Below are 25157 nucleotides of genomic sequence, written 5' to 3' on the forward strand. Positions count from 1 at the left end.
CCACCTTACTGCCTACTGCGCGTTTATTCGCCGTAGGGCACCCAGATATTTTTGACTTCGGTGGCGTGCAGCAACACCTGCTTGGTCAGATCCTGTGTCCAGTCTGTTGCCATGCCGTTGTTTACCCATGTGCGTTTGAGATTGCTTGCGCTGGCGCGTTCGACTGTCGTCGCCGTTGCGGCGTCGCGAAACGACCAGACGGCATCGATATCCATATGCCCGCCCATAGGTTTGGCTATATCTGCGGCGTGGCCTGTCAAAAGGTTCACGGTGCCTGCGGGAATGTCAGATGTTTCGAGCACCTGGATCAAGTCTGTCGTGGCCAGCGGAAAGGGTGAAGAGGCCAGCGCAATCACGCGGTTGCCCATCGCAAGCGCAGGCGCGATCAGGCTGATGAGGCTCAAAAGAGGTGCCTCGTCAGGAGCCAGAATGCCGATGGTGCCTATGGGTTCTTTCATCGCCATGGCAACGCCGCGCATTGGGACATTGTGCACTTGGCCATCGTATTTGTCGGCCCATGCAGCGGCAGTGAACAGGCGTTTGAGACTTGCCTCAACCTCGGCTTTGCCCGATTTGCCGCCCTGCATCGCGTCCAGTCGGGCGGCGAATTCGGGCGCGCGGGCTGCGAGGTTTTCTGCAAGGTAATAGAGGATTTGCGCGCGCAGATGCCCCGTGGTTTTGGACCATCCTTTTGCGGCGTTTGCGGCCTCAACCGCGTTGCGCAGGTCTTTGCGGTTGGCAAGGCTGACGTGACCCAGAAGATCGCCATTTTTGGCAAACACAGGCGTGCTGTAGCCGCCATCGGGGCGGGTCTGTTTGCCGCCGATGTAGAGTTTTGCGGTGCGGTCGATTGCATCGGTGGGCGTGCTGTCGCCCTTCATTGCGACGGTTGGTTTCAGCGCCTTGGGGGTGCTGCGCGGTTTGGTGTAGCCGCTTAGCCCTTCCCATCCGCCTTCGCGCCCAAAGCCGCTTTCGCGCACGCCGCCAAAGCCTGCGGCGGCGTCCATCATGTTGGTGCCATTGACCCAGACGATCCCGCTGGCCAGTTGCGGCGCCATATCAAGCGCGAGGTTGATGTTTTCGGTCCACACAGACGCGGCCAATCCGTAGCGCGTGTTGTTGGCGATCTGCACGGCCTCGGATGGGGTACGGAAGGTTGTAGCGACCAGAACAGGGCCAAAGATTTCTTCCTGCATCAGCGTGTCTGCGGGGTGCAATCCGGTGATCAGGGTTGGCGGGAAAAAGCAGCCGTCGGGGGCCGTGGTCTGGAAAAGGTCGCCGTCGGTGTTGGCATCGACCATCGCTTTGATAGCCGCTAATTGTGCAGGGTCCACAATTGCGCCCACGTCGATGCATTTGTCCAGCGGGTCGCCGACGCGCAGGTTTTGCATGCGGGTTTTGAGGCGTGCATAGACGTCTTCGGCCATCGCTTCGTGCACCAAAAGGCGCGAGCCTGCGCAGCACACCTGACCCTGATTGAACCAGATTGCATCGACCAGCCCTTCGACGGCGCTGTCGATGTCGGCGTCGTCAAAGATGATGTAAGGGGATTTGCCGCCCAGTTCGAGCGTCAGGGCCTTGCCACTGCCAGCGGTGGCTTCGCGGATCATACGACCCACGGATGTGGAGCCTGTGAAAGCGATTTTATCAACGTCAGATCCCACAATCATTTCACCCACCGCGCCATCGCCTGTCACGATGTTAACGACCCCCTTGGGCACACCAGCTTCTTGGCAGATCTGCGCAAATAGAAGGGCGGTCAGCGGCGTGTATTCGGCGGGCTTTAACACCACCGTGTTGCCCATCGCCAATGCTGGGGCGATCTTCCATGCAAGCATCAGCAGCGGGAAGTTCCACGGGATGATTTGGCCGCACACACCAAGGGGGGCGGCGTCGGGCAGTTCGCTTTCCATCAGCTGCGCCATGCCCGCATGGTAATAGAAGTGGCGCAGCGCCAAGGGCACATCGATATCACGGGTCTCGCGGATCGGTTTGCCGTTATCGAGCGTTTCGAGGACCGCAAACAGGCGGCTGTGTTTTTGCAAAAGCCGCGCGATTGCATAGAGAACCTTGGCGCGGGCATGCCCGTCTTTGGCCCATTTGGGTTGGGCGGCGCGGGCGGCTTTTACGGCGGCTGTGACCTCGGCTTCGGTCGCTTGCGTGACGGTCGCCAGCACATTGCCGTTTGCAGGGTTCTTGGTTTCGAAATCTGCGCGGCCTTCGGTAAACTGACCATTGATGAAATGGCCAAAAGCTGCGCCCTGATCCACGATCCAAGCCAGTGCCTCTGATGCGTCTTCGGGCGCAGGGCCGTAGTCCATGGTTTCAAAAATCTCTTTGACGGTCATGGGCTTATCCAATCGGGTGGCGGTATTGGGCAGAGTAGTGGCCGGTGAGGTGATGTTCCAGCTGGCGTTCGATATCCCCCAAAAGGGATGACGCGCCAAAGCGGAACAGATCGGGTTGGAGCCAGCGGTCGCCAAGCTCGTCCTTGATCATCGAAAGATAGACCAGCGCGTCTTTGGCTTTGCTGATCCCGCCCGCAGGTTTGTAGCCGACCATCAGCCCCGTGCGCGCGTGATAGGCGCGGATGGCGCGGATCATTGTCAGCGTGACAGGCAGGGTGGCGTTGACGGGTTCTTTGCCTGTTGAGGTTTTGATGAAGTCACTGCCCGCCATCATGCAGACCAGCGACGCGCGGGCGACATTGCGTAGGGTTCCAAGCTCACCCGTTGCAAGAATGGCCTTCATATGGGCGGGGCCACATGCGTCGCGCATGGCGCGCGTTTCGTCATAAAGGGCCTGCCAGTTGCCTGATAGCGCATGACGGCGCGAGATCACGATGTCGATCTCAGTTGCACCCGCTTTGACGCTTTCGCGGATTTCCTCAAGACGCAGGTGTAGCGGTGACAGGCCAGCTGGAAAGCCAGTGGACACGGCCGCGACAGGGATGCCTGTTCCATCAAGTCCATCGACAGCAGTTGCGACCATATCGTGGTAAACGCAAACGGCACCCGTGGTTAATTCGGGCAAGTCGAGCTGGTCCAGAAGGTCGGCCCGCACGGGTTGTTTGGCCTTCGCGCACAGGCGGCGCACGCGCATCGCGGTGTCGTCGCCAGACAAGGTTGTCAGATCAATGCAAGACACAGCTTTGCACAGCCACGCGGCCTGATAGTCCTTTTTGACACTTCGACGCCCTGGCAGTGTTTTGGCACGCCGTTCGATGGCCGAGGTATTGGCCTGGACGCTTGCCACCCAATCCAGATCAAGGGGCATTCCGTCATTGCGGGGCAAGGTCACGGATGGCAGGTGGGTCAAAGTGGTATTCATACGCGTCAGTTTGTCAGAGCGTTGAAAGAGGAGCAAGGCAATCGGGGCTTTGCCTTGGCGTCATGAGCGCGGTAAAGGAAAGCAACTTTGCAAAAGGATTCCCCCTCTATGTCATTTGATCGTTCGCTAAAAATCGCCCCGTCCATTCTTTCGGCGGATTTTGCCAACTTCGGTGCCGAGTGTGAGGCGATTGAGGCGCAAGGGGCTGATTGGGTGCATGTGGATGTGATGGACGGCCATTTTGTGCCCAACATCACCTTTGGTCCGACGACCTGTGCCGCTATTCGCCCGCATATCAAAGGGGTGATGGATGTGCATCTGATGATCGCGCCCGTTGATCCCTATATCGAAGCCTTTGCGCAGGCAGGCGCGGATTTCATCACTGCACATGTCGAAGCGGGCCCGCATATCCACCGCACGTTGCAAGCCATTCGCGGGGCAGGGGCAAAGGCAGGTGTTGCGCTGAACCCCGGCACGCCCGCGTCTGCTGTGGCTGAGCTGATGGATATGGTTGATCTGGTCTGTGTGATGACAGTGAACCCTGGGTTTGGCGGGCAGAAGTTTATCGACATGACAGCCAAGGTGGCCGAGTTGCGCGCAATGATCGGTGACCGTGATGTGCATATCGAGATTGACGGCGGCGTCACGCCAGACACCGCACCCTTGGTCCGCAATGCAGGCGCGGACGTGCTGGTGGCGGGATCGGCCGTGTTCAAAGGCGGCAGCGTTAGCAACCCTGCACCTTATGGCGACAACATCCGCGCGATCCGCAACGCTTGCGCTTAGTGGACGGTTTCCTGTTTCTCGACGGTGAAGAAAAAGTCGTCGTCGTGATCTTCAAAGACGACCTCATCAGGCACAGTTTGCGGGCCACCTAGGAACACATTGGCCCCGAAATGTTTGTGCATGCGGCACAGGCGTTGCATGCGGTCGCCTGTGATTTCGGCGTAAAATTCCTGGAAGTTCTCGGTCTTCAGCAGCGCGTCGATCTTGGCGCGGTGGGCGGCTACGCAGGCCTCGTGCTGCGCTTTGATGTCGGGGTCCGATAGCAGACGGGCCATCTCTTCTTTGAGGCGCGGGACCATGCGGGTGATCGAGGTGTTCTCTTCCTCATTGTTGTTCATGCGGAACCAGTAGGCCAGCCCTTGGTCGCGGTCGACGTGGTTCACGCGGCCACGGTCACGTTTGACAAGGAAACTTTCTGCACTGCGCACCGCATAGTGATTGAGGCTGACAAGACCATAGCCATAGGTATCCGAGGTTGAGCGCCATGCATTGCGGAAGGTGCTTTGCGGCATCGGTTCGCCCGATCCATTGACCCAACGCAGGCTGTCTTTGAGCTGTGGGCGCAGACCTTTGGGGCGGTGCACGCCGAGCTTTTTGAAAATCCCGTTTTGGCGGAAGAGCGTCTTGAACCCCCACGCTTGGTGCGGTTTGTTGGCAAACTCACGGGCGCAGCGCAGATAATTCTCTGTCAGCAGTTCGTCACGGTATTCGTGGATTTCCGAGTTGCCAAAGAGCCGCCATGTCAGGCTGATCATATTGGCATCAGGCACGGCTTTGAACAGCGCATCCAACGTGCCGTCGCCTGTGTGGATGCAGATAAACTCATCGACGTCCATGGAAATGCACCACGCGGCGTCTTTCACCACATCCTCTTTTTCGGCGGCGGCCAATGCGGCGTGCTGCGGCTTGAGTTTGGTGCCTTTGAACGGGTTGTCGCGGTGTTGCAGATAGCCTTTTTCCTGCAACAGATCGAGGAATGTATCGGTCCCGTCGTCGCAATCATTGGTATAAACGATGTAGTTTTCCACCCCGATCATGCGGTGATAAGCCAGCCATTCAAGAATGAACGGCCCTTCGTTTTTCATACAGGTCACGATCACGGCAGAGTTGTCATCGGCCGCTTTTTTCTTGATCTTCTCTTCAGGCACGCGCACGGGATTTCCGCGCCAGATGTCTTGTGACATCGCCAAAAGATACTCGTCTTCGATCAAAGAAGTTTTGGGCACAATGGCGCTCACGTTGTCTTGTCGGTGGCGCAAGTTCATGAACGAATAGAACATCTGTGTGTCTTCAACCTTGGCATCCGCTCCGACCACGCGGATCAACCGCCAAACGGTATCATCGCCCGTAACGGACGGCGCAACGCACCACCGTTTTTTGGCTTTTTTGTTGTCAAACTGCACGCAGATATGATCGCTGAAATGCGCAGTATCTTTTTTGCGCACCCGCCAAGGATAGCATCGCCGCCCTGCCAGCATAATCGCGCCACTTTGCGATGTGACTGCTCGGTCAAAAACATTCGGTCCGAGGTTGGGTGCCATCAGGTCACACACCTCAATATTCGCAACGGCACGTGCGCTGGCCAAAAAGCGTGTTTTTGCAATTTCGAAAACCAGAAGTTCGCCTAATGGGCTGGTCCAAGGTGCAGGCTTGGGCACTTCCATTCTGTCTTTGCCGGGGGCCGCGGGCGCGCAATAGGGGTGGTTTTCGGGCGGCAGGCCCGCATCTCCTAGCGCGATTGGCGCATGTAAAACAATGACACGGACAAGCCCACCTAAGCCCTTTGTTTTTTGGGTCAGCTTGCGGGCGAATTTTTCGCTGTCCTTGGGCGGGCTGCGGTCAATAATCAAAGCCGCTTGAAGGCCATGATGGGTGACGTGATGCTCCAGCCAGTCCGCAACTATTCCCGGGCTTTCACCGTTGCGCACAGCAAGCATTGTGTTCAGACCCTCAAAAAGGTCCGTCTCTATGGGCGACGGGGCATGTTCTTGGGTATTCCCAAATGGAATGTCCGCGCCGCCTTCGGTTTCGACCAACAGCCCCTCACCAACACTGCGGATATACCGTAGCGCAGTGCGGTCACTGGCTTTTATCGCGTTAGGATCCGTCCCCTTGGTAAAATAGCTGCGGGTTACAATTGTGTCGCCCTCCAGCCATGACAGGTGGTCCAATAGATGCGTGTCGCCAAGCGACAAACCAATCAGGCTGCGTGTCTGAATATCTGGTGCGCTCATGATTTGGGTGCCGATCGTAGTCTGGACAGGTGCGCCTTTGTCATCGGTAGGGTCGGCTCATACGAGCCGCCTGCAAGTTGAAGGCGCCAAAAAAACTGTATCATTTCGGGACGTTGCATCAAGGCATCAAACGTGGCGCGATGATGTTTAACGCTCTTGGCATGCCGCGCTAGCATAGCGTCGCTGATCCAAGAGCGATCAGGCGTGTGGCGCGTGATCAAATCATCCTCGACGGTATTCCAGTTTCTGGCGGCCCAGTAGCTGATGTCGATGGGGATATCTGTTTTGTTCGGCAAGCCGCGCTGCGTTTTGAGCACAAATTCCTCGGTCGAGCGGAGGGAGTAGTGATTTAACTGCACCAACGGCTCTTCTGGCAGATGGCCGAAAAGATTGATGCGGTTGGCCTGTGTTGCGAAGCTGTCGGGCAACGGAGCACCGCCCGCGTCAGCCCACCGCGCAATGTGGTCTTTGAGCGGCTTGGGGCGATGAACGCCAGCTTCACGAAAAGCTGTGCGTTTGAAAAGCGTCTTGAAGAAATGCGCCAGTGGCAAGGGAATAGCGCGGCTTGCCGCACAGGTGAAACGCGTCGTCACGGCTGCGTCTGACGCATGATGTTGATCGGCATTTCCAAAAAGGCGCCACGGCAAGGTGATCGCCTCGGCCGCGCCGCAAGCCGCAATCAGATCGGGCAAGGCATTCAGGGGCGGTGCAAGGCATATGTATTCATCAACATCAATGAACATGATCCAATCTGCGCGCTCATATGCGGCCTGTTTGCGCGCCGCTTTAAGGGCTTGAAATTGGATCGTCTTATCGCCCGTTCTGACGTGGCGCACATGGGTCAGCCAGCCGTCTTTGGCGATCTCGTCAAGCAGAATATCGGTGCCATCATCGCAGTCATTTGAAAACACAAGAAATTCGGACACGCCAAGCGCGCGGGCATGGGCCAGCCAATCCAGCAGGTATGGCCCTTCGTTCTTGACGCATGTAATGGCCAGAATGTGCATTGATCGCCTTTTTGTTCGGCCTGCCCGTTTTGCAGTAATGTGCCAAATGCAGCGGGTGCGAACAACCACCAGACCGATCAAATGCCGCGTAATTTCCCCTTTTTGGCAACAAACTGTTCACGATAATGGCCTAATCCGTTGAAAGAGTTTGATGAAACGCGCATAGTCGCGGTCAAGAAAAGGCCAAAGAGGGGCAAGAGCGAAATGGCAAATCTTCCAAAGATTGCAAGCCTTTGGATCGGTGGGCGACTGTCGTGGCTTGAGCAGTTGTGCCTAAAAAGCTTCGCAGATGCGGGCCACCACACAACGCTGTATAGCTACAGTCCGATTGAAAATGTCCCAGATGGCGTGCGCGAGGCGAATGCGGAAGATATTTTCCCTGCGGATCCGATGTACAAACATGCGCGCACAGGCTCGCCTGCGATCCATGCAGATTTGTGGCGTTTGAACATGCTGGCCAAAACGGGTGAAGTTTGGGTGGATGCAGATATGTATTGCTATCGCCCCTTCGCCTTTGACACCCCTCATATCTTTGGGTGGGAAAAGCCCGGATTGGTATGCAATGCTGTGCTTGGACTGCCCAAGGACTCGCCTGCGCTTGCTGCGATGCTCGAATTTTTCAAAGATGAATATGCGATCGGACCGTGGTTGAAGCCTTGGCAACAACGCGAATTACAAGCCGAAAAAGACGCGGGCCGTCCAGTCCACATGACCGAACAGAACTGGGGTTTTACGGGCCCTGCGGCAGTGACATATTTCTTGCAACAATCTGGCGAGATCGAACACGCGCAGCCTGAAACCGGCTTTTACCCGATCAGCTTTCCAGACCGAAACCATATGATCATGTCGAAATTCGATATCGAGGGGGATCGCCTGACAGATGGCACTTACGGCGTGCATTTTTGGGCGCGTCGGATGAAGCCCCGGCTTGAGGAAAAAGAAGGTGGCGTGCCGCGCCGTGGGTCTTTCATGGAAGGTCTGATTGAAAAGCACGGCATCAAACCCGAAGACGCACCGATTCCAGCGAAAATCGTCAAGCCACCAAAAGCAGCCCAAGACCCTGATACCTGCGCGGAAATTGCGATAGCAGCACTGCGCAAAGACGCGTCGATTGATATGATCAGCCGTAAATACAAAGTGGAAAAATCGTTCATTAAGGAATGTGCGGCCAAGCTGGAAAAAGCGGCGCCTGATATCTTTCGGGGGAGGGCCTAAGCCATGGCATTTAAAGACGACTTGCTTAGTAACTATTTGCACCCACGGCATTTTCTACAGACCGTTTACATGCCTGCGTTCAAGCCGAAGGGCAGTGATTTTGTGTACATGAAAAATCACAAGGCGGCCTGTACGACTGTGATCGCAACACTCATGGCCCATCTGCTGCACGAGATGAAAGACGACCGCGATATCAGCATGGAAAACGTCCACCAACCACCGCGCGATGTGATCCATGCGGGCAAACGGGCACTTGGCATGCCTCGCGTTCTGGACGCGCTGCAGTCCAAAGATGTGTTCCGTTTTACCGCTGTGCGCGACCCTATCGCGCGCACAGTGTCGGCCTATGCAGACAAGATCGCACGGGGCGACAAGCAAAAGCGCAAGCTGATGAACCACTTGGGCCGCGACAAGGAGGACGATCTGAGCCTGTCTCAATTTCTGGATGTGATGGCCCAAGATGAAGGGGCACAAGACGTTGATCGCCATTGGCGCCCGCAAGTTAAGGAAATCAGCTACGGTTTGATCAAATACGACGTAATTGGCACGACCGATGATCTGACCCCCGCTTTGAAGGAAATCGTTTACGCCTGCTTCAAACTCAAGCGCCCCAAGATGCAAGACACGCGGTCATCCATGGGCCATCAAACCGCCAGCAAAGATCTGATCGCCTCTATGACAAAAGAGGACATGCGCAATCTGGAACGCGCGTTTGAAGCGGATCTGCAGATGTATGAAGAGGTCAAAGCAGCACAGGCCAAGGCCGCCGCATGAGCGATCTTTCGCAGCAGGATTGGGCCACAGAGCTTGAAAAGGTCGGGGCCGAGCGCGGTTTTTTCGAACGTGTCGGCGCGGATCATTCGGCGCTTTTCGTAAGGGGCGATCAAACGGGCGGCGGCACATTGATCGTGACCTTCGAAAACCTTGATCACGTCTATGAAAACGCAGGCGACCGTATGCCATGGGGGTATGACTTTGTCACCTCGCGCGGCTGGTCCATGCTTGGGATGATGGCCCATGACTGGACATGGTATCGCGACGAGGCGGTCTTTGATTTTTTTGACCGGCTTCGGGATGACGGCTTTTTTGATCAATTTGATCAGGTGGTGTTCTATGGGGCGTCCATGGGGGGCTACGCTGCTTCGGTTTTTTGCAGTGCCGCACCGGGCGCAACTGTTATTTTGCTGAGTCCACAAGCAACGCTTTCGCGTGACATTGCACCTTGGGAAACCCGCTATCGCAAGGTTTGGCACCGTGATTTCACAGGACGCTATGGCTATGGACCCGAAGAAGTTGAGGTCGCAGGCCCTGTTTATCTCTTTTACGATCCACGCGAGCCGTTGGATGCCATGCACGCCACCTTGTTTCAGGCCGACAATGTTACCAAGCTACGGTGCCGTTTCATGGGGCACCGGATCGCGTCGCTTTGGCTGAAAATGGGTGTGCTCAAGAAAGTCGTCATGGGCTGTGTCGACGATACGCTGACGCCGGAAGTTTTTTATAAACTGATGCGCACGCGGTTGCATGTGCCGCGGTATCAAAAGGAAATGTTGGACCGTCTTTTGCAAATGGATCGTCCACGGCTTGTGATCCGCTACACCAAAGCGGTGCTGAACACGCGCGGCGGCCCGGCTTTCCGCAAAGCGATGCGCGCCGCCGAACAGCGGATTGCCAAATTCGAGCAGCGCTAGATTATTCCCCCTGTGGCGCTTTGCGCATTTGTCTGCTTCACTACTGCGACAAAATGGGAGGAATCACTTATGAAAAAACTACTGAGTGGAACGGTGCTTGCAACAATGTCGCTGGCGTTTGCGTCTGAAGCACTGGCAACGGAATGGAATGTCTCGCTTTGGGGCAAGCGTCGTGCATTTACCGAACACGTTGAGAAGTTGGCTGAGCTGGTCGCGGAAAAAACGGGCGGCGAATTCACAATGAACATCAGCTATGGTGGCCTGTCGAAAAACCGCGAAAACCTTGACGGTATCAGCATTGGCGCATTCGAAATGGCGCAGTTTTGTGCTGGCTATCACGCCGACAAAAACCCGTCGATCACAGTGCTGGAACTGCCTTTCCTTGGCGTGTCGTCGCTGGAAGAAGAGCGCAAGATCAGCCAAGCGCTCTATGAACATCCCGCTGTTGCGGCGGATTTGGCGCGCTGGAATGCCACGCTTTTGATGCCCTCGCCGCTGCCGCAATACAACATCGTTGGCGTGGGCGACGGCCCCAAGACGCTTGATGATTTTGCGGGTCTAAGCGTGCGTGCAACGGGCGGTATTGGTAAAGCCATGGAAGCGGTTGATGCCGTGCCAACCTCGATGTCGGCCACCGAAGTGCGCCAAGCGATGGACAGTGGCGTTGTAAAAGCGGTTAGTTTTGCCCCACATGCGCACATGTCCTTCGGCACAGTTGAATCGGCCACATGGTGGACGACAAACCTGAACCCGGGGACCGTGAACTGCCCTGTTGTCGCCAATACCGATGCTTTGGAGGCGCTATCCGATGATCACCGCGAAGCCCTTTTGGGATCGATTGATGAGGCGTTGGATCACTACATCTCGTTTTATAACAACAACACGATGACAGCTTGGGGCCCATTGCTGGAGGAAAAAGGGATCGAACAGATCAGCTATTCCGATGATGAGCTTGCCGCCTTCCGCGCGAAGGTCGCGGGTCCTGCTGCTGCATCGTGGGTCGAGGAAAACAGTGCCAAAGGCTTGCCGGCACAAGAGCTGCTGGACTTTGTGACTGGCATGATCGGACAAGACGCGAGCTAAAAAGCATTGCCGCTGCGGGGGTCTGCCCCGCAGCGGTGTTGCGCGGGAGAGGGGCTGCAATGGCAGGGGCTGCACAAATTCACGAAGACGACTCTGTCCTAAGCAGGGCTGACCGCGCGCTTTATCGGCTTGAAAAGCTATTGGGTTTGGTCAGTGGCTTGGCCGTGTTCGGCTTGATGGTGCTGGCGGTCTTTTCGGTGACAGGGCGCAACTTCTTTGCCGCGCCTCTGCCTGGCTATGTGGATTACATCGAGCAGGCGATGCCACTTATTGCCTTTATGGGTGTGTCATACACCCAACGCGACGGTGGGCATATCCGTATGGATATGCTGGTTGGCACCTTGAAAGGGCGAATGCTCTATCTGGTCGAATTGATCACGACCCTTCTTGTTCTGGCACTTATGGTGCTTTTGGTGTGGGGTACTTGGGCCCATTTCCAACGTAGTTTCGATTTTGCCGCCCCGATGTGGAGCCGTGATAGCAGCATGGATATTGGACTGCCAATTTGGCCTGCCAAATTGCTCGCCCCTGTTGCGTTCAGCGTTTTGACGGTGCGATTGGCCCTGCAAACATGGGGGTTTGCCCGCGCGGTGGTGACGGGTGTGGCAATCGCTGTTCCATTGCCCATTGATGCGGCGACCGCAGCACAGCTTGAAGCGCGTGCGTTGGAAGGGGACCGCTGATGGAACCCATCGAAATCGGCCTTTGGGTCACAGGCGGATTGCTGATTGTTGTTTTGCTTGGCATGCGTGTTGCCTTTGCAGCAGCCATGGCTGGAATGATTGGACTGATCTGGATTTTCTGGGCCAAACGCGGGATGGACCCCGAGCAGTTTGGTTGGGCCCTCACAGTCGCCGTGAAAACCGCAGGGCAGGTGCCGCATTCCAAAGTCTCGTCCCAAGCGCTGTCACTGATCCCCACATTTATCATGATTGGATATCTGGCCTACTACGCTGGCCTGACGCGTGCATTGTTTGAGGCCGCTAAAAAGTGGATCGCATGGGTGCCGGGTGGGTTGGCGGTGTCCACCGTTTTTGCCACCGCAGGATTTGCAGCTGTTTCAGGGGCTTCGGTGGCCACTGCCGCCGTGTTTGCGCGTATTGCGATCCCGGAGATGCTCAAGATCGGATATGACAAGCGCTTTGCCGCAGGTGTGGTGGCCGCAGGGGGTACGCTTGCCTCTCTCATTCCGCCATCTGCCATCCTTGTGATCTATGCGATTATTGTCGAACAGGATGTCGGAAAGCTGTTGTTGGCGGGCTTTATTCCGGGCGTGTTCAGCGCCTTTGTTTATGCCGCGCTTATCATTGGGATGGCCCTGACGATCAAAGGATTTGGCCCCCCTGTCAGCGGCTTTACGTGGAAAGAACGCTTCACCGCCCTGCCGCCCGCACTGCCCATCGTCGCGGTCGTCGTGATCATCATCATGTTTGTCTACAACCCCTTTGGCGGTGACGCTTGGGGCACCCCAACCGAAGGCGGCGCAATCGGGGCGTTCATCGTCTTTTTGATGGCCGTTTACCGCGGAATGCGTTGGCCCGAATTGAAATCAGCCTTGCTGGAAACGGCTAAACTTAGCGTGATGATCTTTACCATCATTTGGGGGGTGCTGATCTATGTGCGCTTTCTGGGATTTGCGGATTTGCCAGGCGCTTTTGCCGATTGGATCACGTCTTTGCCCTATGAGCCGATGATGATCCTTGTGTGTATTCTGTTGGCCTATGCGGTCCTTGGCATGTTCATGGATGCGATCGGGATGCTGTTGCTGACCCTACCCGTCGTCTACCCCGCGGTGATGGCGCTGAATGGCGGCGAGGCGGTCTCGGCCACAGATAGCGCCTTTGGCATGTCAGGTCCGATGTGTGCGATCTGGTTCGGCATCCTTGTGGTGAAAATGGCGGAATTCTGTTTGATCACACCGCCCATCGGTTTGAACTGTTTTGTGGTGGCAGGGGTGCGTGATGACATCAGCGTGCAGGATGTTTTCAAAGGGGTGACACCGTTTTTCATCGCTGACGGGATCACAATCGCGCTGTTGGTCAGCTTCCCATCGATTGTTTTGTGGCTTCCGTCACTGGTCTGATGGGGGAATAGGAAAAGGTAAAAGGTAGGTGGGTGGTGCCGCACGCGATCCTGAGGATCGCTTTCGCGCACTCATTCTAAAATTTTCAATTTTAAGAATGTTGGTGGACCCTAGCGGGATCGAACCGCTGACCTCCTGCATGCCATGCAGGCGCTCTCCCAGCTGAGCTAAGGGCCCTTGAAGCGGCTGATTAGCCGCGTGCGCAGGGGAGTTCAAGTGCAAAAACACCCCCGCGTTTAATTCTTAGGTGTCGTCGTCGCCTTCGGCTGCAACATCCGCAATTTCGTCAAGCGACACGTTATCGTCGTCGTCATCGTCTTCCAGAACGTCGTCGCCCAGATCCACATCGACATCATCATCGTCCAAAACGATGTCTTCATCTGTTTCAACCTGATCGCCATCTGCCTTTGCAGTCGCTGGATCGGCCTTATCAGCCACCATTGTGCTATTTTTGTTGGCGTCAACAGTTACTTCTTCGCCCGTGTAGGGGCTGACGATTGGTGTGCGGCCCAAATCGTAAAAACGCTTGCCAGTTGTGGGGCACAGGCGTTTGACGCCCCATTCTTCTTTCGACATGTCGGGTCCTCTGGGTTGAGGGTGAAATACAAGTACATAAGAGCGCGATAGGCGCAGCCCTTTGGCTATCGAAGGCAGGTGCCATAACTGGCAAGGTCTGTCAAAGTGATTCCGCGGGTTTGCGAAAACTAAGAGCGTTTTGGGGCATGACAAGATGAGTGTGACAGAAATTGTGCTGCAAGGTGAGCCGACTGTGACGGTGCAGATGCGTCGCTCTGCGGCGGCGCGGCGGATGTCGCTTCGGGTTTCCAGTTTGGACGGGCGGGTCAGCCTGACCGTGCCCAAACGCGGATCGGAACGCGAAGCGCTTGCCTTCCTGCACAGCAAAGAGATGTGGCTGCGCAAACATCTGGCCCGACAAGCCCCCATGATCAATGTAGATCATGGCGTTGAAGTCCCGATTGGCGGCCAGATGTACGAAGTGGTCCAAGCCACCAAGCGCGGCGTTCATATCGAAGATAGGCAGCTTCGTGTCGGGGGCGCTGCAAACGCAGGAGCCAAGGTGCAGGCCTATCTCAAGGCGCAAGCGCGGCTGATCCTGCACCGGGAGGCTGATCAGTTTTCGCAGAAACTGGGAAAACCCTATGGCAAGTTAACACTGCGCGACACGCGATCTCGTTGGGGGTCATGTTCCAGCAGCGGCAATCTGAATTTTTCGTGGCGATTGATCATGGCCCCGCCCAAGGTGCTGTCCTATGTCGCGGCCCACGAAGTGGCGCATCTGGCCCAGATGAACCATTCGGATCGGTTTTGGGGCGTCTGCCGCGATCTGTTTGGCGCCTATGAAGAGGAACGGACATGGCTCCGCGTGCATGGGGCCTCGCTTCATCAGTATCGTTTCAAGGATTGACCCGAATTGCGGTTGTGATCACACTTGGCCCATGTTGATCCAATCTCGAAACGATCCGTCCCCGTCTGCCGCGCATGAACGTGTTTACCGCACCCTGCGGTTGCGCATCATGCATGGTGATCTGTTGCCAGGCCAATCCTTGACGCTTCGGGGCATCGGGAAAGAATACGATGTGTCGATGACACCTGTGCGCGAAGCAATGCGCAGGTTGGTGGCAGAAGGGGCTTTGTCGCTTTCATCGTCCGGGCGGGTCAGCACGCCCGAATTGTCCAACGAACGGATCGAAGAACTGGCCGCCATCCGTGCTTTGCTGGAACCCGAGTTGAGCAGCCGTGCGCTGCCGCGGGCCCATATCGCGCTGATTGAACGGCTGGAAAGCATCAATGAACAGATAGATCAGGTCATCGCGCGGTCTGATGCGGTGGGCTATATTCGGACCAATCTGGAATTCCACCGCACGCTTTACCTCAGGGCTCAGGCGCCTGCGATGTTGGCCTTGGCGGAAACCGTCTGGCTACAATTAGGCCCGACCATGCGCAAACTTTATGGACGGTTGCGCCGCACTGAAAGCCCCCGAAATCATCGCCTGATTTTATCAGCGCTCAAGGCAGGGGATGAGCCGGGCTTGCGTCTCGCTGTCCGCTCTGATGTGACAAGCGGTTTGCGGATGCTCAAACAGTAGGAGAGCAAGATATGGGGGAGTATGAAACGGGTCGATTGAATTTGCCGTTCGTGGGCATATCCACCTTCGGGAAATATCCCTATGTGCAAGACTGGGATGCCATCGACGCGGATGTCGCTGTGATGGGTGCGCCTTTTGATTTTGGCACGCAATGGCGTGCCGGTGCACGCTTTGGCCCGCGCGGTGTGCGCGAGGCGTCCACGCTCTTTTCCTTTGGCCACGCGGGGGCCTATGACCATGAAGATGACGTGACCTATCTGGATCCCGCTAAGGTGCGCATTGTTGATATCGGTGATGCAGACATCGTCCATACAGATACTGTGACCAGCCATGCCAACATCCGATATGGCGTTGAAAAGATGCTGGCGGCAGGGGCATTGCCGGTCGTGATCGGTGGCGATCACTCGGTCAATATTCCTTGTATCGAAGCCTTTGAAGGGCAAGAGCCCTTCCATCTGGTGCAGATTGATGCCCATCTTGATTTCGTAGATGAACGCCACGGGGTGACACGTGGGCATGGCAATCCGATGCGGCGGGCAGCGGACAAGCCCTTTGTCACTGGCTTAACGCAAATCGGCATTCGAAATGTATCCAGCACTGCCAAAGAGGGCTATGCGACGGCCCGTGCAATGGGGTCTGATATCTTGAGCGTCAGGCAGGCCCGTGCTTTGGGGGCGCAGGCGCTGGCTGATCGAATACCCAAAGGGCGGGTGTATCTGACAATCGATATTGACGGGTTCGATCCCAGTATCGCGCCTGGTACTGGCACACCAAGCCACGGTGGTTTTGGATATTATGATGTGCTGGAGTTTATCAACGCGCTGGTGCAACGCTGCGATATTGTGGGGATTGATTTGGTTGAGGTCTCGCCCGACCATGATCAGACTGGCATCACCAGTGTTTTGGCCGCACAGGTGCTGCTGAACACCATCGGTCGTATCTTGCATCACCGTTCGTAAGCTGAGCACATGCTCAGCTTACGGTGGGGGCGCTGCCCCCACACCCCCGAGGTATTTTGCCAACAATGAAGGGGGATCAGCTATGGATTGGGCCGTCCCCGCAGGCAAGTGCGGCCTCGCGCACGGCTTCTGAGTAAGTCGGGTGTGCGTGGCATGTGCGCGCGAGGTCTTCGGCGGCAGCGCCGAACTCCATTGCAACGCAGATTTCATGCAGCAAATCACCCGCCATGGGGCCGATGATATGTGCGCCAAGGATACGGTCGGTGTCTTTGTCGGCGAGGATTTTGACAAAACCGTCTGCTGCAAAATTGGCCTTTGCGCGGCCGTTGCCCATAAAGCTGAACTTGCCTGCTTTGTAGGCACGGCCCTGTTTTTTCAAAGTTTCTTCGGTTTCGCCAACGCTTGCGACTTCGGGATGCGTATAGATGACGCCCGGGATCACGTTGTAATTTACGTGGGGGTGCTGTCCTGCGATCAGCTCGGCCAAGGCCATGCCTTCGTCTTCGGCTTTGTGGGCCAGCATCGGACCGTCGATGGCGTCACCGATGGCATAGATGCCCTCTACGCTGGTTTTGTAGCCTGCGTCGGTTTTGATCTGACCGCGGTCCGACATGGCGACACCAAGCGCTTCGAGACCAAGCCCGTCGGTGAAGGGTTTGCGGCCCGTGGCGACCAGAACAGTGTCGGCATCGATGGTATGTTCGCTGTCGTCCTTGCGCAGTTTATAGGTGACTTTCGCCTTTGTTTTAGAAGCGTCGACGGATTGGACGGCGGCGCCTAGGGTGAAGTTAATGCCCTGTTTTGTCAGGAGCTTTTGGAAGGTGCGCTGGACTTCTGCGTCCATGCCCGGGGTGATCGCATCAAGAAATTCGATCACATGCACCTCTGATCCCAGACGCGCGTAGACGCTGCCAAGCTCAAGCCCGATGACGCCTGCGCCGATCACGACCAGTTTCTTGGGGATTTTGGGCAGTTCCAGGGCGCCTGTGCTGTCGACCACTACTTTTTGGTCAACCTCGATGCCCGGCAGTGCCGTGGGCACAGAGCCTGATGCGACGATGATACTTTTGGCTTCATGCACGTCATCGCCCACTTTGACCTGACCTGCAGAGGGGATGCTGCCCCATCCTTTGAGCCAGTCTATCTTGTTCTTTTTAAACAGAAATTCGATGCCTTTGGTGTTGGCATCAATGGTGTCCTGTTTGTAGGTTTGCATCTGTTTCCAGTCGACGGACGGTGACTTGCCCTTCAGGCCCATGGCAGCGAAATTATGTTCGGCTTCGTGCAGCATATGGCTGGCGTGCAGCAGGGCTTTGGACGGGATGCAGCCCACGTTCAGACAGGTGCCACCGAGGGTGTCGCGGCCTTCGACAACAGCGGTTTTCAGGCCCAATTGGGCGCAGCGGATGGCGCAGACATAGCCGCCTGGGCCGCTGCCGATTACGATGACGTCATAGCTGGACATGGGTTTCTCCTTGGTTCGAACGCGGGTCGATTTTGGCGCTTTTCGGGCTGTCATTCGATGTATGGCCTAGCGTCTGCTGGGCGTCTGCTACGCGTATGACAACAAAAAGAGTCAGGTATTCAAAAAAGCGCTGCGATAAGCATGGTTAATGTGGCAAGAAATCCCACCATCCAGATGACGCTGCGCCACGGGGCGAGGCCTTGGACATAGGCGGGGATGTAGAGGATGCGCGCGATCAGATAGGTGTGCGCGGCGGCTTGGGTGATGGTGTTGGATTTGTCGCTCAGCGTGACGACCAGCACGGCGATCGTGAAGAGGATCAACCCTTCAAAATGGTTGTTCATGGCCCGTTGCAAACGGCCTGCGGTACCCGTCAGCTCGACCTTTTTGTCGCGTGGTCCCATTGCGGCCTTGGAGCCGACTTGCAGATTGGCCGCGACCGAGTAGAGCACGAATTGCACGACTTGGAGAAGGGCGGCGAGGGTGAGGACGTGGAGTTCGGGGGTCACTTCATGTCTCCGTAGGGGCTACGAGCAGCTTGGGAGGTGCTGGAAGTTGAGGCACTGGTGGGTTGTTAAAGCCTTCAATTAAAGATTGGTGCTTTTCGCTCGCTTCCTGTTGTAAACCGATAACTTGCATAATTGTGGCGATGGCGTCTGGTGCATCAGCAAGAAATGCTGTTGTTCCTCCAAGTCCCATTGCCACAAACGCAAGAGTCTTCATGAGATCGGAATACGCAATGGATTTTTTGGCAAGATCGGCTATCAGTTCGTCGAGCTTGTTGAGTGCCATTTCTTTTTTTTCGGCTTCGAGATCAGAGTCTCGAATTGCCTTTTTCAACCGTTCGATTTCAACTTCGATACGTTCTTTGACGGGCTCCGAAACTACCAAAATACCGTTATATGGGGCATTTCGGGCTCTAATATTCCAACGAGCAGCCGTAGCCGCTACTTGCGCTTTTATGGACGGAAAATCTTCATCTATATTCCCGTAGGAACTGTCAATGATGACCCCTAAGCCAAGCTCTGTAGAAAGTGCATTTAGCGTTTCTGTGTATTCAACTTTTGCGTCAAATACAAAGTCTGCAGTCTGTTGGTCGTAGTAATTAGCAAGCCTCTTCTCTATGGTATCTCTTAACTGAAGCCATTTTTCAATCGGTTCGGTCGGGAGGTTGTCATAGTCTTTGGCTTCGAGCAGTGCCATCTCACAAATCCATCAGCAGGCGGCGCGGATCTTCCAGTGCTTCTTTCACGCGCACGAGGAAGGTCACGGCGCCTTTGCCGTCGACGATGCGGTGGTCATAGCTCAGCGCCAGATACATCATCGGGCGGATTACAACCTGACCGTTGATCGCCATCGGGCGGTCTTGGATTTTGTGCATGCCGAGGATGCCCGACTGCGGTGGGTTCAGGATGGGCGAGGACATGAGCGAGCCGTAGACGCCACCGTTCGAGATGGTGAAGGTGCCGCCTTGCATTTCGGCCATGCTCAGCTTGCCGTCGCGGGCACGGGCGCCTTTTTCGGCAATCGCTTGTTCAATGGCGTGAAAGCTCATCGCGTCGGCGTCGCGGATCACCGGCACCACAAGGCCCGTGGGCGTGCCAGCGGCGATGCCCATGTGGACGAAGTTCTTGTAGACGATGTCTGTGCCGTCGATCTCTGCGTTGACCTCTGGCACCTCTTTGAGCGCATGACAGCAGGCTTTGGTGAAGAAGGACATAAAGCCCAGTTTCACGCCGTGCTTTTTCAGGAACAGGTCTTTGTATTCGTTGCGCAGGGCCATCACCTCGGTCATGTCGACCTCGTTGTAGGTGGTCAGCATTGCGGCGGTGTTCTGGCTGTCTTTCAGACGCTTGGCGATGGTCTGGCGCAGGCGGGTCATTTTCACGCGTTCTTCGCGCGAGGCGTCATCGCTGCTGACAGGGGCGCGCGGGGCTGCGGCGGCGGCAGGGGCTGCGGGAACCACGGCTTTCATCACGTCTTCTTTCATGATGCGGCCATCGCGGCCTGTGCCTGTGACCTGATCGGGCGAAAGCCCCTTTTCGGCCATCAGTTTCTTGGCTGATGGCGCGTCTTCGACGTCTCTGCCGCCTGTGGGGGCCGCTGCGGGCGCGGGGGCCGCGGCCGGGGCGGATGCGGCAGCGCTGGCCGAGCCGCCGATGACAGCCAGCTTGGCGGTGGCGTCAACGGTTGTGCCTTCTGGGGCTGTGATTTCCGACAGCACGCCTGCGGCGGGTGCGGGCACTTCGACGCTGACTTTGTCGGTCTCAAGCTCGCACAGCATTTCGTCTTGGGCCACGGTGTCGCCCACGGCTTTGAACCATGTGGAAACGGTGGCCTCTGTCACGCTTTCGCCCAAGGTGGGGACCATGACGTCGACCGACGCGCCGCTGTCGTCTGACTTTGCCGGGGCGGCTTCTTTTTTGGCGGGCGCGGCTGTGGCTTCGCCGCCTTCGCTGATTTGCGCCAGAAGCGCATCAACGCCAACGGTGTCTCCTTCGGCGGCGACGATTTCCGACAGGGTGCCTGCGACGGGCGAGGGGACTTCGACGGTGACTTTGTCGGTTTCCAGCTCGCACAGCATTTCATCGACAGCGACCGCATCGCCGGGCTTTTTGAACCATGTGGCGACAGTGGCTTCGGTGACGGATTCACCAAGGGTGGGGACGCGAACTTCGGTCATTTACTTGTTTCCTTCGATGGTCAGGGCTTCGTCCACAAGGGCGGCCTGTTGGGCTTTGTGGGCGCTTGCAAGGCCCGTTGCAGGAGAGGCGGAGGTGGCGCGACCCACATATTTGGGGCGCGTGTGCTTGGCTTTGATGCGGCCAAGCACCCATTCGATATTGGGTTCGATGAAGGTCCACGCGCCTTGGTTCTTGGGCTCTTCCTGACACCAGACCATTTCGGCGTTGGGGAAGCGTTCCAATTCGCGCACAAGCGCCATGGCGGGGAAGGGGTAGAACTGTTCGACGCGCAGAAGATAGACATCATCGATGCCACGGGCGTCGCGTTCTTCCAGCAGGTCGAAATAGACTTTGCCCGAACACATGACCACGCGTTTGATGTCCTTGTCGGCTGCCAGTTTGGTGTCCGAGTTGCCTTTTTGGGCGTCATCCCAGAGCACGCGGTGGAAGCTGGAGCCTGTGGTGAAATCTTCGGTCGCAGAGATAGCCAGTTTGTGGCGCAGCAGCGATTTGGGCGTCATCATCACCAGCGGTTTGCGGAAATCGCGGTGCAGCTGGCGGCGCAGGATGTGGAAGTAGTTGGCAGGCGTGGTGCAGTTTGCCACGATCCAGTTGTCCTGACCGCACATTTGCAAAAAGCGTTCAAGGCGGGCCGAGGAGTGTTCAGGCCCTTGGCCTTCAAACCCGTGGGGCAGCAGCATCACAAGGCCCGACATGCGCAACCACTTGCTTTCGCCCGAGCTGATGAACTGATCGAACATGATCTGTGCGCCGTTTGCGAAATCGCCAAATTGCGCTTCCCAAAGGACCAGCGCGTTTGGTTCGGCAAGGCTGTAGCCATATTCAAAGCCAAGCACCGCATATTCCGACAGCATCGAGTCGATCACTTCGTAGTGCGATTGACCTTTGCGGATATTGTTGAGCGGGTAGTGGCGTTCTTCGGTATCCTGATTGACCAGCCCCGAGTGGCGATGGCTGAAGGTGCCGCGTGTGGAATCCTGCCCGGCAAGGCGCACAGGGTAGCCTTCGGTCAGAAGCGAGCCAAAAGCCAAAGCCTCGCCCGTGGCCCAATCAATGTTGTTGCCCGATTCAAGGTTGTTTTTCTTGGTTTCCAGCATCCGTGCGACTGTTTTGTGCAAAGGGAAGCCCTCTGGCACGGTGGTCAGCGCGGTTGCCACTTCTTTGAACGTCTCTGGTTTGATGGCGGTCTTGCCACGCTCGTATTTGTCGGATTTGCCGCGTTCGACGTGCTTCCAACGCCCATCTAGCCAATCGGCTTTGTTGGGTTTGAAGTCTTTGCCGGCCTCGAACTCTTCGTTCAGCTGCGCTTGGAACGCGGCTTTCATATCCTCGATCTCGCCTTCGGGGATCAAGCCGTCTTTGACAAGCCGTTCGGTGTAAAGCGTCAGCGTGGTTTTCTGCTTTTTGATCTTTTTATACATGACGGGGTTTGTGAACATCGGTTCATCCCCTTCATTGTGGCCAAAGCGGCGATAGCAGATGATGTCCAGCACGACGTCTTTGTGGAATTTCTGGCGGAATTCGGTGGCAACCTTGGCGGCATGCACCACGGCTTCGGGATCATCGCCGTTCACGTGGAAAATCGGCGCCTCAACCATCAGCGCGATGTCTGTGGGATAGGGCGACGAGCGGCTGAAGTGCGGTGCGGTCGTAAAGCCGATCTGGTTGTTGACAACGATGTGCATGGTGCCGCCCGTGCGGTGGCCACGCAGGCCCGACAGGCCAAAGCCTTCGGCGACAACGCCTTGCCCTGCAAAGGCCGCATCACCATGCAGCAAGATACCCATGACCTTGGTGCGGTCGGCATCGCCCTTTTGGTCCTGCTTGGCGCGCACCTTGCCCAGAACCACGGGGTTCACCGCCTCAAGGTGGCTAGGGTTGGCTGTCAGCGACAGGTGGACCGAGTTGCCATCAAATTCGCGGTCGCTGGACGCGCCGAGGTGGTATTTCACATCGCCCGAGCCATCGACATCTTCGGGCTTGAAGCTGCCGCCCTGAAATTCGTTGAAAATGGCGCGGTAGGGTTTGCCCATCACATTGGCCAGCACCGAAAGGCGCCCACGGTGGGGCATGCCGACGACGATTTCTTCCAGACCAAGCTGTCCGCCGCGTTTGATGATCTGTTCCATCGCAGGGATCAGGCTTTCGCCGCCATCAAGGCCAAACCGTTTGGTGCCCATGTATTTGACGTGCAGGAATTTTTCAAAGCCTTCGGCTTCGACCAGCTTGTTTAGGATGGCCTTGCGCCCTTCACGGGTGAAAGCGATCTCTTTGCCGTAACCTTCGATCCGCTCTTTCAGCCAGCTGGCTTCTTCGGGGTTTGAAATATGCATGTATTGCAGCGCAAAGGTGCCGCAGTAGGTGCGTTTCACGATCTCGACGATCTGGCGCATGGAGGCAATTTGCAGCCCCAATACGTTATCAATGAAGATCGGGCGGTCCATGTCGGCTTCGGTGAAGCCGTAGGATTTTGGGTCAAGTTCGGGATGCGGTGTGTGTTCTGTCAGGCCAAGCGGATCAAGGTCTGCATCAAGGTGCCCACGGATGCGGTAGGCGCGGATCAGCATGAGCGCGCGGATACTGTCCAGCACAGCGCGTTTGATGGCGTCATCGCTGACTTCGGCGCCGGTTTCTTTGGCTTTGGCGGCAATTTTCTTGCCTGCGTCTTTTGCTTCGGCGGGGGCGGGATATTCGCCCGTAAGCGCATGGGTCAGATCATCGTTTGGCACAGGCGGCCAATCGGTGCGTGCCCACGAGGGGCCTTCGGCTTCGCGTTTGACCGACACTTCATCGTCGCCAAGGGCGTTGAAGAAGTTTTGCCACGCCTGATCAACCGCATTGGGATCATTGGCGTATTGGGCATAAAGCTGTTCGAGGTATTCCGCGTTATGCCCTTGCATGAATGAGGACGCATGGAATTGGTCGTTCTTGGGATGGTCAGTCATGGGAGCACCTGCAGCGAAAGAAATGCGGGGAAAGCCAAGCCGCGTGCTGTTGCGGCTTGGCGGTGTGTTTGCGGGGTTAACCGATCGCTTCTTTGACGGCTTCGCCCAAGGTGGCGGGGCTGTCTGCGACGATGATGCCAGCGGATTTCATCGCTTCGATCTTGCTTTCGGCGTCGCCTTTGCCGCCTGCAACAATCGCGCCCGCGTGGCCCATACGGCGGCCGGGAGGGGCCGTGCGCCCTGCGATAAAGCCAGCGGTGGGTTTCCAGCGGCCTTTTTTGCGTTGCTCGGCCAGAAACTCGGCGGCTTCTTCTTCGGCGGTGCCGCCGATTTCGCCGATCATGATCATCGAATGGGTTTCATCATCGTCCAGGAACATGTCCAAAACGTCGATATGTTCGGTGCCTTTGATGGGGTCGCCGCCGATACCAACGGCTGTCGACTGGCCAAGACCCATGTCGGTCGTCTGCTTGACGGCTTCATATGTCAAAGTGCCCGAACGCGAGACAACGCCCACGCTGCCGCGGCGGTGGATGTGGCCCGGCATGATGCCGATCTTGCACGCATCAGGCGTGATGACGCCCGGACAGTTCGGGCCGATCAAACGGCTGGCGGACCCTTCCAAAGCGCGTTGCACTTTCATCATGTCCAGCACAGGGATGCCTTCGGTGATGCACACGATCAGTTCCATCTCGGCGTCAATCGCTTCGAGGATCGAATCCGCGGCAAAGGGGGGCGGCACATAGATCACCGATGCGTTGGCTTCGGTCACATGCTTGGCTTCGTGCACGCTGTTGAACACGGGCAGATCAAGGTGGGTGGTTCCGCCCTTGCCCGGTGTCACGCCGCCGACCATCTTGGTGCCGTAAGCAATCGCTTGTTCGGAGTGAAAGGTGCCTTGCGAGCCTGTCAGACCCTGACAGATCACCTTGGTGTTTTCGTCAATCAATACAGCCATGGTTCAGGCTCCTTATTCTTTGCCAACGGCGAAGCCATACAGCTCGCCCAGTGTTGCGTCTTGCTCACGAATTGTGAGGTAAATGAGAGGGGGGTTGTCCGCGGTCACCCAGATGTTTTCCGCGGTTTCCGTGCCCAGATTGATATCTTGCAAGCGTTGCACGCTGTTGCCGTGGCGGCTTTTGACATAGCGGTCAAGCGCGGTGCCGTAATCGCCACCCGCTTGGGTGATGGTCATGCACAGAGCAGGGCCACCCGCTTCGCGGCCAACGCCGATCATCGGACGGCTGTCTTTGGTGACAAACATCTTGATACCGTCACCCGACATTGTGCCAAGCAGGATAAACCCGTTTGCCCGCAAGGCCCGTTCGGTCGCTGCAGGGTTGCCAATGTTCTTGCCGCAATACTGCTGGAACGCACTGGTCAGTTGCGACGCCGAAAGACGTGGCACCATTTGGGCGGGGGTGGCATCGCGAAGCTCTTCCATCGCCGACGCAGGAATGACGAAATCGCCATTTCCATTTACCGGCTCACAGGCTGCAAGCGCACCAACGGCGGCCAGCACCGAGAGAGATTTGAGAATGTTCAT

General features: G+C 56.7%; 22 protein-coding genes and 1 tRNA gene. 10 read left to right on the plus strand and 13 right to left on the minus strand.

Annotated elements, in window-relative coordinates:
- Positions 1-23 precede the first annotated feature (23 nt).
- Positions 24-2348, minus strand: a complete 2325-nt coding sequence (locus L1065_RS12020) for an aldehyde dehydrogenase family protein (protein ID WP_237095744.1) — start codon at positions 2346-2348, stop codon at positions 24-26.
- A gap of 4 nt (positions 2349-2352) precedes the next feature.
- The gene (deoC, locus tag L1065_RS12025; RefSeq protein WP_237095745.1) at positions 2353-3330 is read right to left on the minus strand and encodes a deoxyribose-phosphate aldolase; all 978 of its coding nucleotides are present in this window, start codon (positions 3328-3330) and stop codon (positions 2353-2355) included.
- 108 nt (positions 3331-3438) lie between these two features.
- Here deoC and rpe point away from each other — a divergent pair, with 108 nt between their 5' ends.
- Positions 3439-4116 carry a ribulose-phosphate 3-epimerase gene (rpe, locus tag L1065_RS12030; protein ID WP_237095746.1) on the plus strand — a complete coding sequence of 226 codons (678 nt, stop codon included), beginning with the start codon at positions 3439-3441 and terminating at the stop codon, positions 4114-4116.
- Here rpe and L1065_RS12035 read toward each other — a convergent pair.
- Positions 4113-6350, minus strand: coding sequence for a glycosyltransferase family 2 protein (locus L1065_RS12035; protein WP_237095747.1), 2238 nt, complete (start codon positions 6348-6350; stop codon positions 4113-4115). The genes rpe and L1065_RS12035 overlap by 4 nt on opposite strands.
- Positions 6347-7357, minus strand: a complete 1011-nt coding sequence (locus tag L1065_RS12040; RefSeq protein ID WP_237095748.1) for a glycosyltransferase family 2 protein — start codon at positions 7355-7357, stop codon at positions 6347-6349. Before L1065_RS12040 ends, L1065_RS12035 begins: the two co-directional genes overlap by 4 nt.
- 204 nt (positions 7358-7561) lie before the next feature.
- Here L1065_RS12040 and L1065_RS12045 point away from each other — a divergent pair, with 204 nt between their 5' ends.
- The 6 genes from L1065_RS12045 to L1065_RS12070 all read left to right on the plus strand — a co-directional run bounded on the left by L1065_RS12045 (position 7562) and on the right by L1065_RS12070 (position 13429).
- Positions 7562-8572: a hypothetical protein gene (locus tag L1065_RS12045; RefSeq protein ID WP_237095749.1), complete on the plus strand. Its 1011-nt coding sequence runs from the start codon at positions 7562-7564 to the stop codon at positions 8570-8572.
- A gap of 3 nt (positions 8573-8575) precedes the next feature.
- Complete coding sequence (locus L1065_RS12050) at positions 8576-9346, plus strand: sulfotransferase family 2 domain-containing protein (protein WP_237095750.1); 771 nt, start codon at positions 8576-8578, stop codon at positions 9344-9346.
- Positions 9343-10263, plus strand: a complete 921-nt coding sequence (locus L1065_RS12055; RefSeq protein ID WP_237095751.1) for a phosphoadenosine phosphosulfate reductase — start codon at positions 9343-9345, stop codon at positions 10261-10263. Before L1065_RS12050 ends, L1065_RS12055 begins: the two co-directional genes overlap by 4 nt.
- Before the next feature lie 69 nt (positions 10264-10332).
- Positions 10333-11346: a C4-dicarboxylate TRAP transporter substrate-binding protein gene (locus tag L1065_RS12060; protein ID WP_237095752.1), complete on the plus strand. Its 1014-nt coding sequence runs from the start codon at positions 10333-10335 to the stop codon at positions 11344-11346.
- A 59-nt stretch (positions 11347-11405) separates the two neighbouring features.
- Positions 11406-12029 (plus strand): TRAP transporter small permease subunit, encoded by a 624-nt coding sequence (locus L1065_RS12065; RefSeq protein WP_237095753.1) that lies wholly within the window; start codon positions 11406-11408, stop codon positions 12027-12029.
- On the plus strand, positions 12029-13429 hold the full coding sequence (locus L1065_RS12070) for a TRAP transporter large permease (RefSeq protein WP_237095754.1): 1401 nt from the start codon (positions 12029-12031) through the stop codon (positions 13427-13429). The genes L1065_RS12065 and L1065_RS12070 overlap by 1 nt, the downstream gene beginning before the upstream one ends.
- 101 nt (positions 13430-13530) lie before the next feature.
- On the opposite strand, the gene L1065_RS12075 is transcribed toward L1065_RS12070, so the two are convergent.
- Together L1065_RS12075 and L1065_RS12080 are read right to left on the minus strand one after the other, a co-directional pair.
- A tRNA-Ala gene (locus L1065_RS12075) sits at positions 13531-13606 on the minus strand.
- A gap of 66 nt (positions 13607-13672) precedes the next feature.
- Positions 13673-14005 (minus strand): TIGR02300 family protein, encoded by a 333-nt coding sequence (locus L1065_RS12080; RefSeq protein WP_237095755.1) that lies wholly within the window; start codon positions 14003-14005, stop codon positions 13673-13675.
- 154 nt (positions 14006-14159) lie between these two features.
- Here L1065_RS12080 and L1065_RS12085 point away from each other — a divergent pair, with 154 nt between their 5' ends.
- The 3 genes from L1065_RS12085 to speB are packed head-to-tail and all read left to right on the plus strand — an operon-like array spanning position 14160 to position 16496.
- The gene (locus L1065_RS12085; RefSeq protein WP_239030060.1) at positions 14160-14855 is read left to right on the plus strand and encodes a M48 family metallopeptidase; all 696 of its coding nucleotides are present in this window, start codon (positions 14160-14162) and stop codon (positions 14853-14855) included.
- Between the two features lie 31 nt (positions 14856-14886).
- The gene (locus L1065_RS12090; protein WP_237095756.1) at positions 14887-15537 is read left to right on the plus strand and encodes a GntR family transcriptional regulator; all 651 of its coding nucleotides are present in this window, start codon (positions 14887-14889) and stop codon (positions 15535-15537) included.
- A gap of 11 nt (positions 15538-15548) precedes the next feature.
- A complete protein-coding gene (speB, locus tag L1065_RS12095; protein WP_237095757.1) occupies positions 15549-16496 on the plus strand; it encodes an agmatinase in 948 nt (315 codons plus the stop codon).
- Positions 16497-16572: 76 nt separating this feature from the next.
- On the opposite strand, the gene lpdA is transcribed toward speB, so the two are convergent.
- The 7 genes from lpdA to L1065_RS12130 form a co-directional block, all read right to left on the minus strand.
- Entirely contained in the window at positions 16573-17961 is a 1389-nt protein-coding gene (gene lpdA / locus L1065_RS12100; protein WP_237095758.1) for a dihydrolipoyl dehydrogenase, read from the minus strand.
- A gap of 119 nt (positions 17962-18080) precedes the next feature.
- On the minus strand, positions 18081-18470 hold the full coding sequence (locus tag L1065_RS12105; protein ID WP_237095759.1) for an MAPEG family protein: 390 nt from the start codon (positions 18468-18470) through the stop codon (positions 18081-18083).
- 1 nt (position 18471) lies between these two features.
- Positions 18472-19164: a hypothetical protein gene (locus L1065_RS12110; RefSeq protein ID WP_237095760.1), complete on the minus strand. Its 693-nt coding sequence runs from the start codon at positions 19162-19164 to the stop codon at positions 18472-18474.
- A 1-nt stretch (position 19165) separates the two neighbouring features.
- The gene (odhB, locus tag L1065_RS12115) at positions 19166-20644 is read right to left on the minus strand and encodes a 2-oxoglutarate dehydrogenase complex dihydrolipoyllysine-residue succinyltransferase (RefSeq protein WP_237095761.1); all 1479 of its coding nucleotides are present in this window, start codon (positions 20642-20644) and stop codon (positions 19166-19168) included.
- Positions 20645-23611, minus strand: coding sequence for a 2-oxoglutarate dehydrogenase E1 component (locus tag L1065_RS12120; protein ID WP_237095762.1), 2967 nt, complete (start codon positions 23609-23611; stop codon positions 20645-20647).
- Between the two features lie 76 nt (positions 23612-23687).
- Positions 23688-24569, minus strand: coding sequence for a succinate--CoA ligase subunit alpha (gene sucD / locus L1065_RS12125; RefSeq protein WP_237095763.1), 882 nt, complete (start codon positions 24567-24569; stop codon positions 23688-23690).
- Between the two features lie 12 nt (positions 24570-24581).
- On the minus strand, positions 24582-25157 hold the full coding sequence (locus L1065_RS12130) for a hypothetical protein (RefSeq protein WP_237095764.1): 576 nt from the start codon (positions 25155-25157) through the stop codon (positions 24582-24584).

It is taken from the genome of Nereida sp. MMG025 (assembly GCF_021654165.1).
Classification (GTDB): Bacteria; Pseudomonadota; Alphaproteobacteria; order Rhodobacterales; family Rhodobacteraceae; genus Nereida.

Bases quoted from the DNA above. Each gene is read 5' to 3' on its own strand.
- L1065_RS12020 (WP_237095744.1), bottom strand. From the start codon at position 2,348: ATGACCGTCAAAGAGATTTTTGAAACCATGGACTACGGCCCTGCGCCC.
- deoC (WP_237095745.1), bottom strand. From the start codon at position 3,330: ATGAATACCACTTTGACCCACCTGCCATCCGTGACCTTGCCCCGCAAT.
- rpe (WP_237095746.1), top strand. From the start codon at position 3,439: ATGTCATTTGATCGTTCGCTAAAAATCGCCCCGTCCATTCTTTCGGCG.
- L1065_RS12035 (WP_237095747.1), bottom strand. From the start codon at position 6,350: ATGAGCGCACCAGATATTCAGACACGCAGCCTGATTGGTTTGTCGCTT.
- L1065_RS12040 (WP_237095748.1), bottom strand. From the start codon at position 7,357: ATGCACATTCTGGCCATTACATGCGTCAAGAACGAAGGGCCATACCTG.
- L1065_RS12045 (WP_237095749.1), top strand. From the start codon at position 7,562: ATGGCAAATCTTCCAAAGATTGCAAGCCTTTGGATCGGTGGGCGACTG.
- L1065_RS12050 (WP_237095750.1), top strand. From the start codon at position 8,576: ATGGCATTTAAAGACGACTTGCTTAGTAACTATTTGCACCCACGGCAT.
- L1065_RS12055 (WP_237095751.1), top strand. From the start codon at position 9,343: ATGAGCGATCTTTCGCAGCAGGATTGGGCCACAGAGCTTGAAAAGGTC.
- L1065_RS12060 (WP_237095752.1), top strand. From the start codon at position 10,333: ATGAAAAAACTACTGAGTGGAACGGTGCTTGCAACAATGTCGCTGGCG.
- L1065_RS12065 (WP_237095753.1), top strand. From the start codon at position 11,406: ATGGCAGGGGCTGCACAAATTCACGAAGACGACTCTGTCCTAAGCAGG.
- L1065_RS12070 (WP_237095754.1), top strand. From the start codon at position 12,029: ATGGAACCCATCGAAATCGGCCTTTGGGTCACAGGCGGATTGCTGATT.
- L1065_RS12080 (WP_237095755.1), bottom strand. From the start codon at position 14,005: ATGTCGAAAGAAGAATGGGGCGTCAAACGCCTGTGCCCCACAACTGGC.
- L1065_RS12085 (WP_239030060.1), top strand. From the start codon at position 14,160: ATGAGTGTGACAGAAATTGTGCTGCAAGGTGAGCCGACTGTGACGGTG.
- L1065_RS12090 (WP_237095756.1), top strand. From the start codon at position 14,887: ATGTTGATCCAATCTCGAAACGATCCGTCCCCGTCTGCCGCGCATGAA.
- speB (WP_237095757.1), top strand. From the start codon at position 15,549: ATGGGGGAGTATGAAACGGGTCGATTGAATTTGCCGTTCGTGGGCATA.
- lpdA (WP_237095758.1), bottom strand. From the start codon at position 17,961: ATGTCCAGCTATGACGTCATCGTAATCGGCAGCGGCCCAGGCGGCTAT.
- L1065_RS12110 (WP_237095760.1), bottom strand. From the start codon at position 19,164: ATGGCACTGCTCGAAGCCAAAGACTATGACAACCTCCCGACCGAACCG.
- odhB (WP_237095761.1), bottom strand. From the start codon at position 20,644: ATGACCGAAGTTCGCGTCCCCACCCTTGGTGAATCCGTCACCGAAGCC.
- L1065_RS12120 (WP_237095762.1), bottom strand. From the start codon at position 23,611: ATGACTGACCATCCCAAGAACGACCAATTCCATGCGTCCTCATTCATG.
- sucD (WP_237095763.1), bottom strand. From the start codon at position 24,569: ATGGCTGTATTGATTGACGAAAACACCAAGGTGATCTGTCAGGGTCTG.
- L1065_RS12130 (WP_237095764.1), bottom strand. From the start codon at position 25,157: ATGAACATTCTCAAATCTCTCTCGGTGCTGGCCGCCGTTGGTGCGCTT.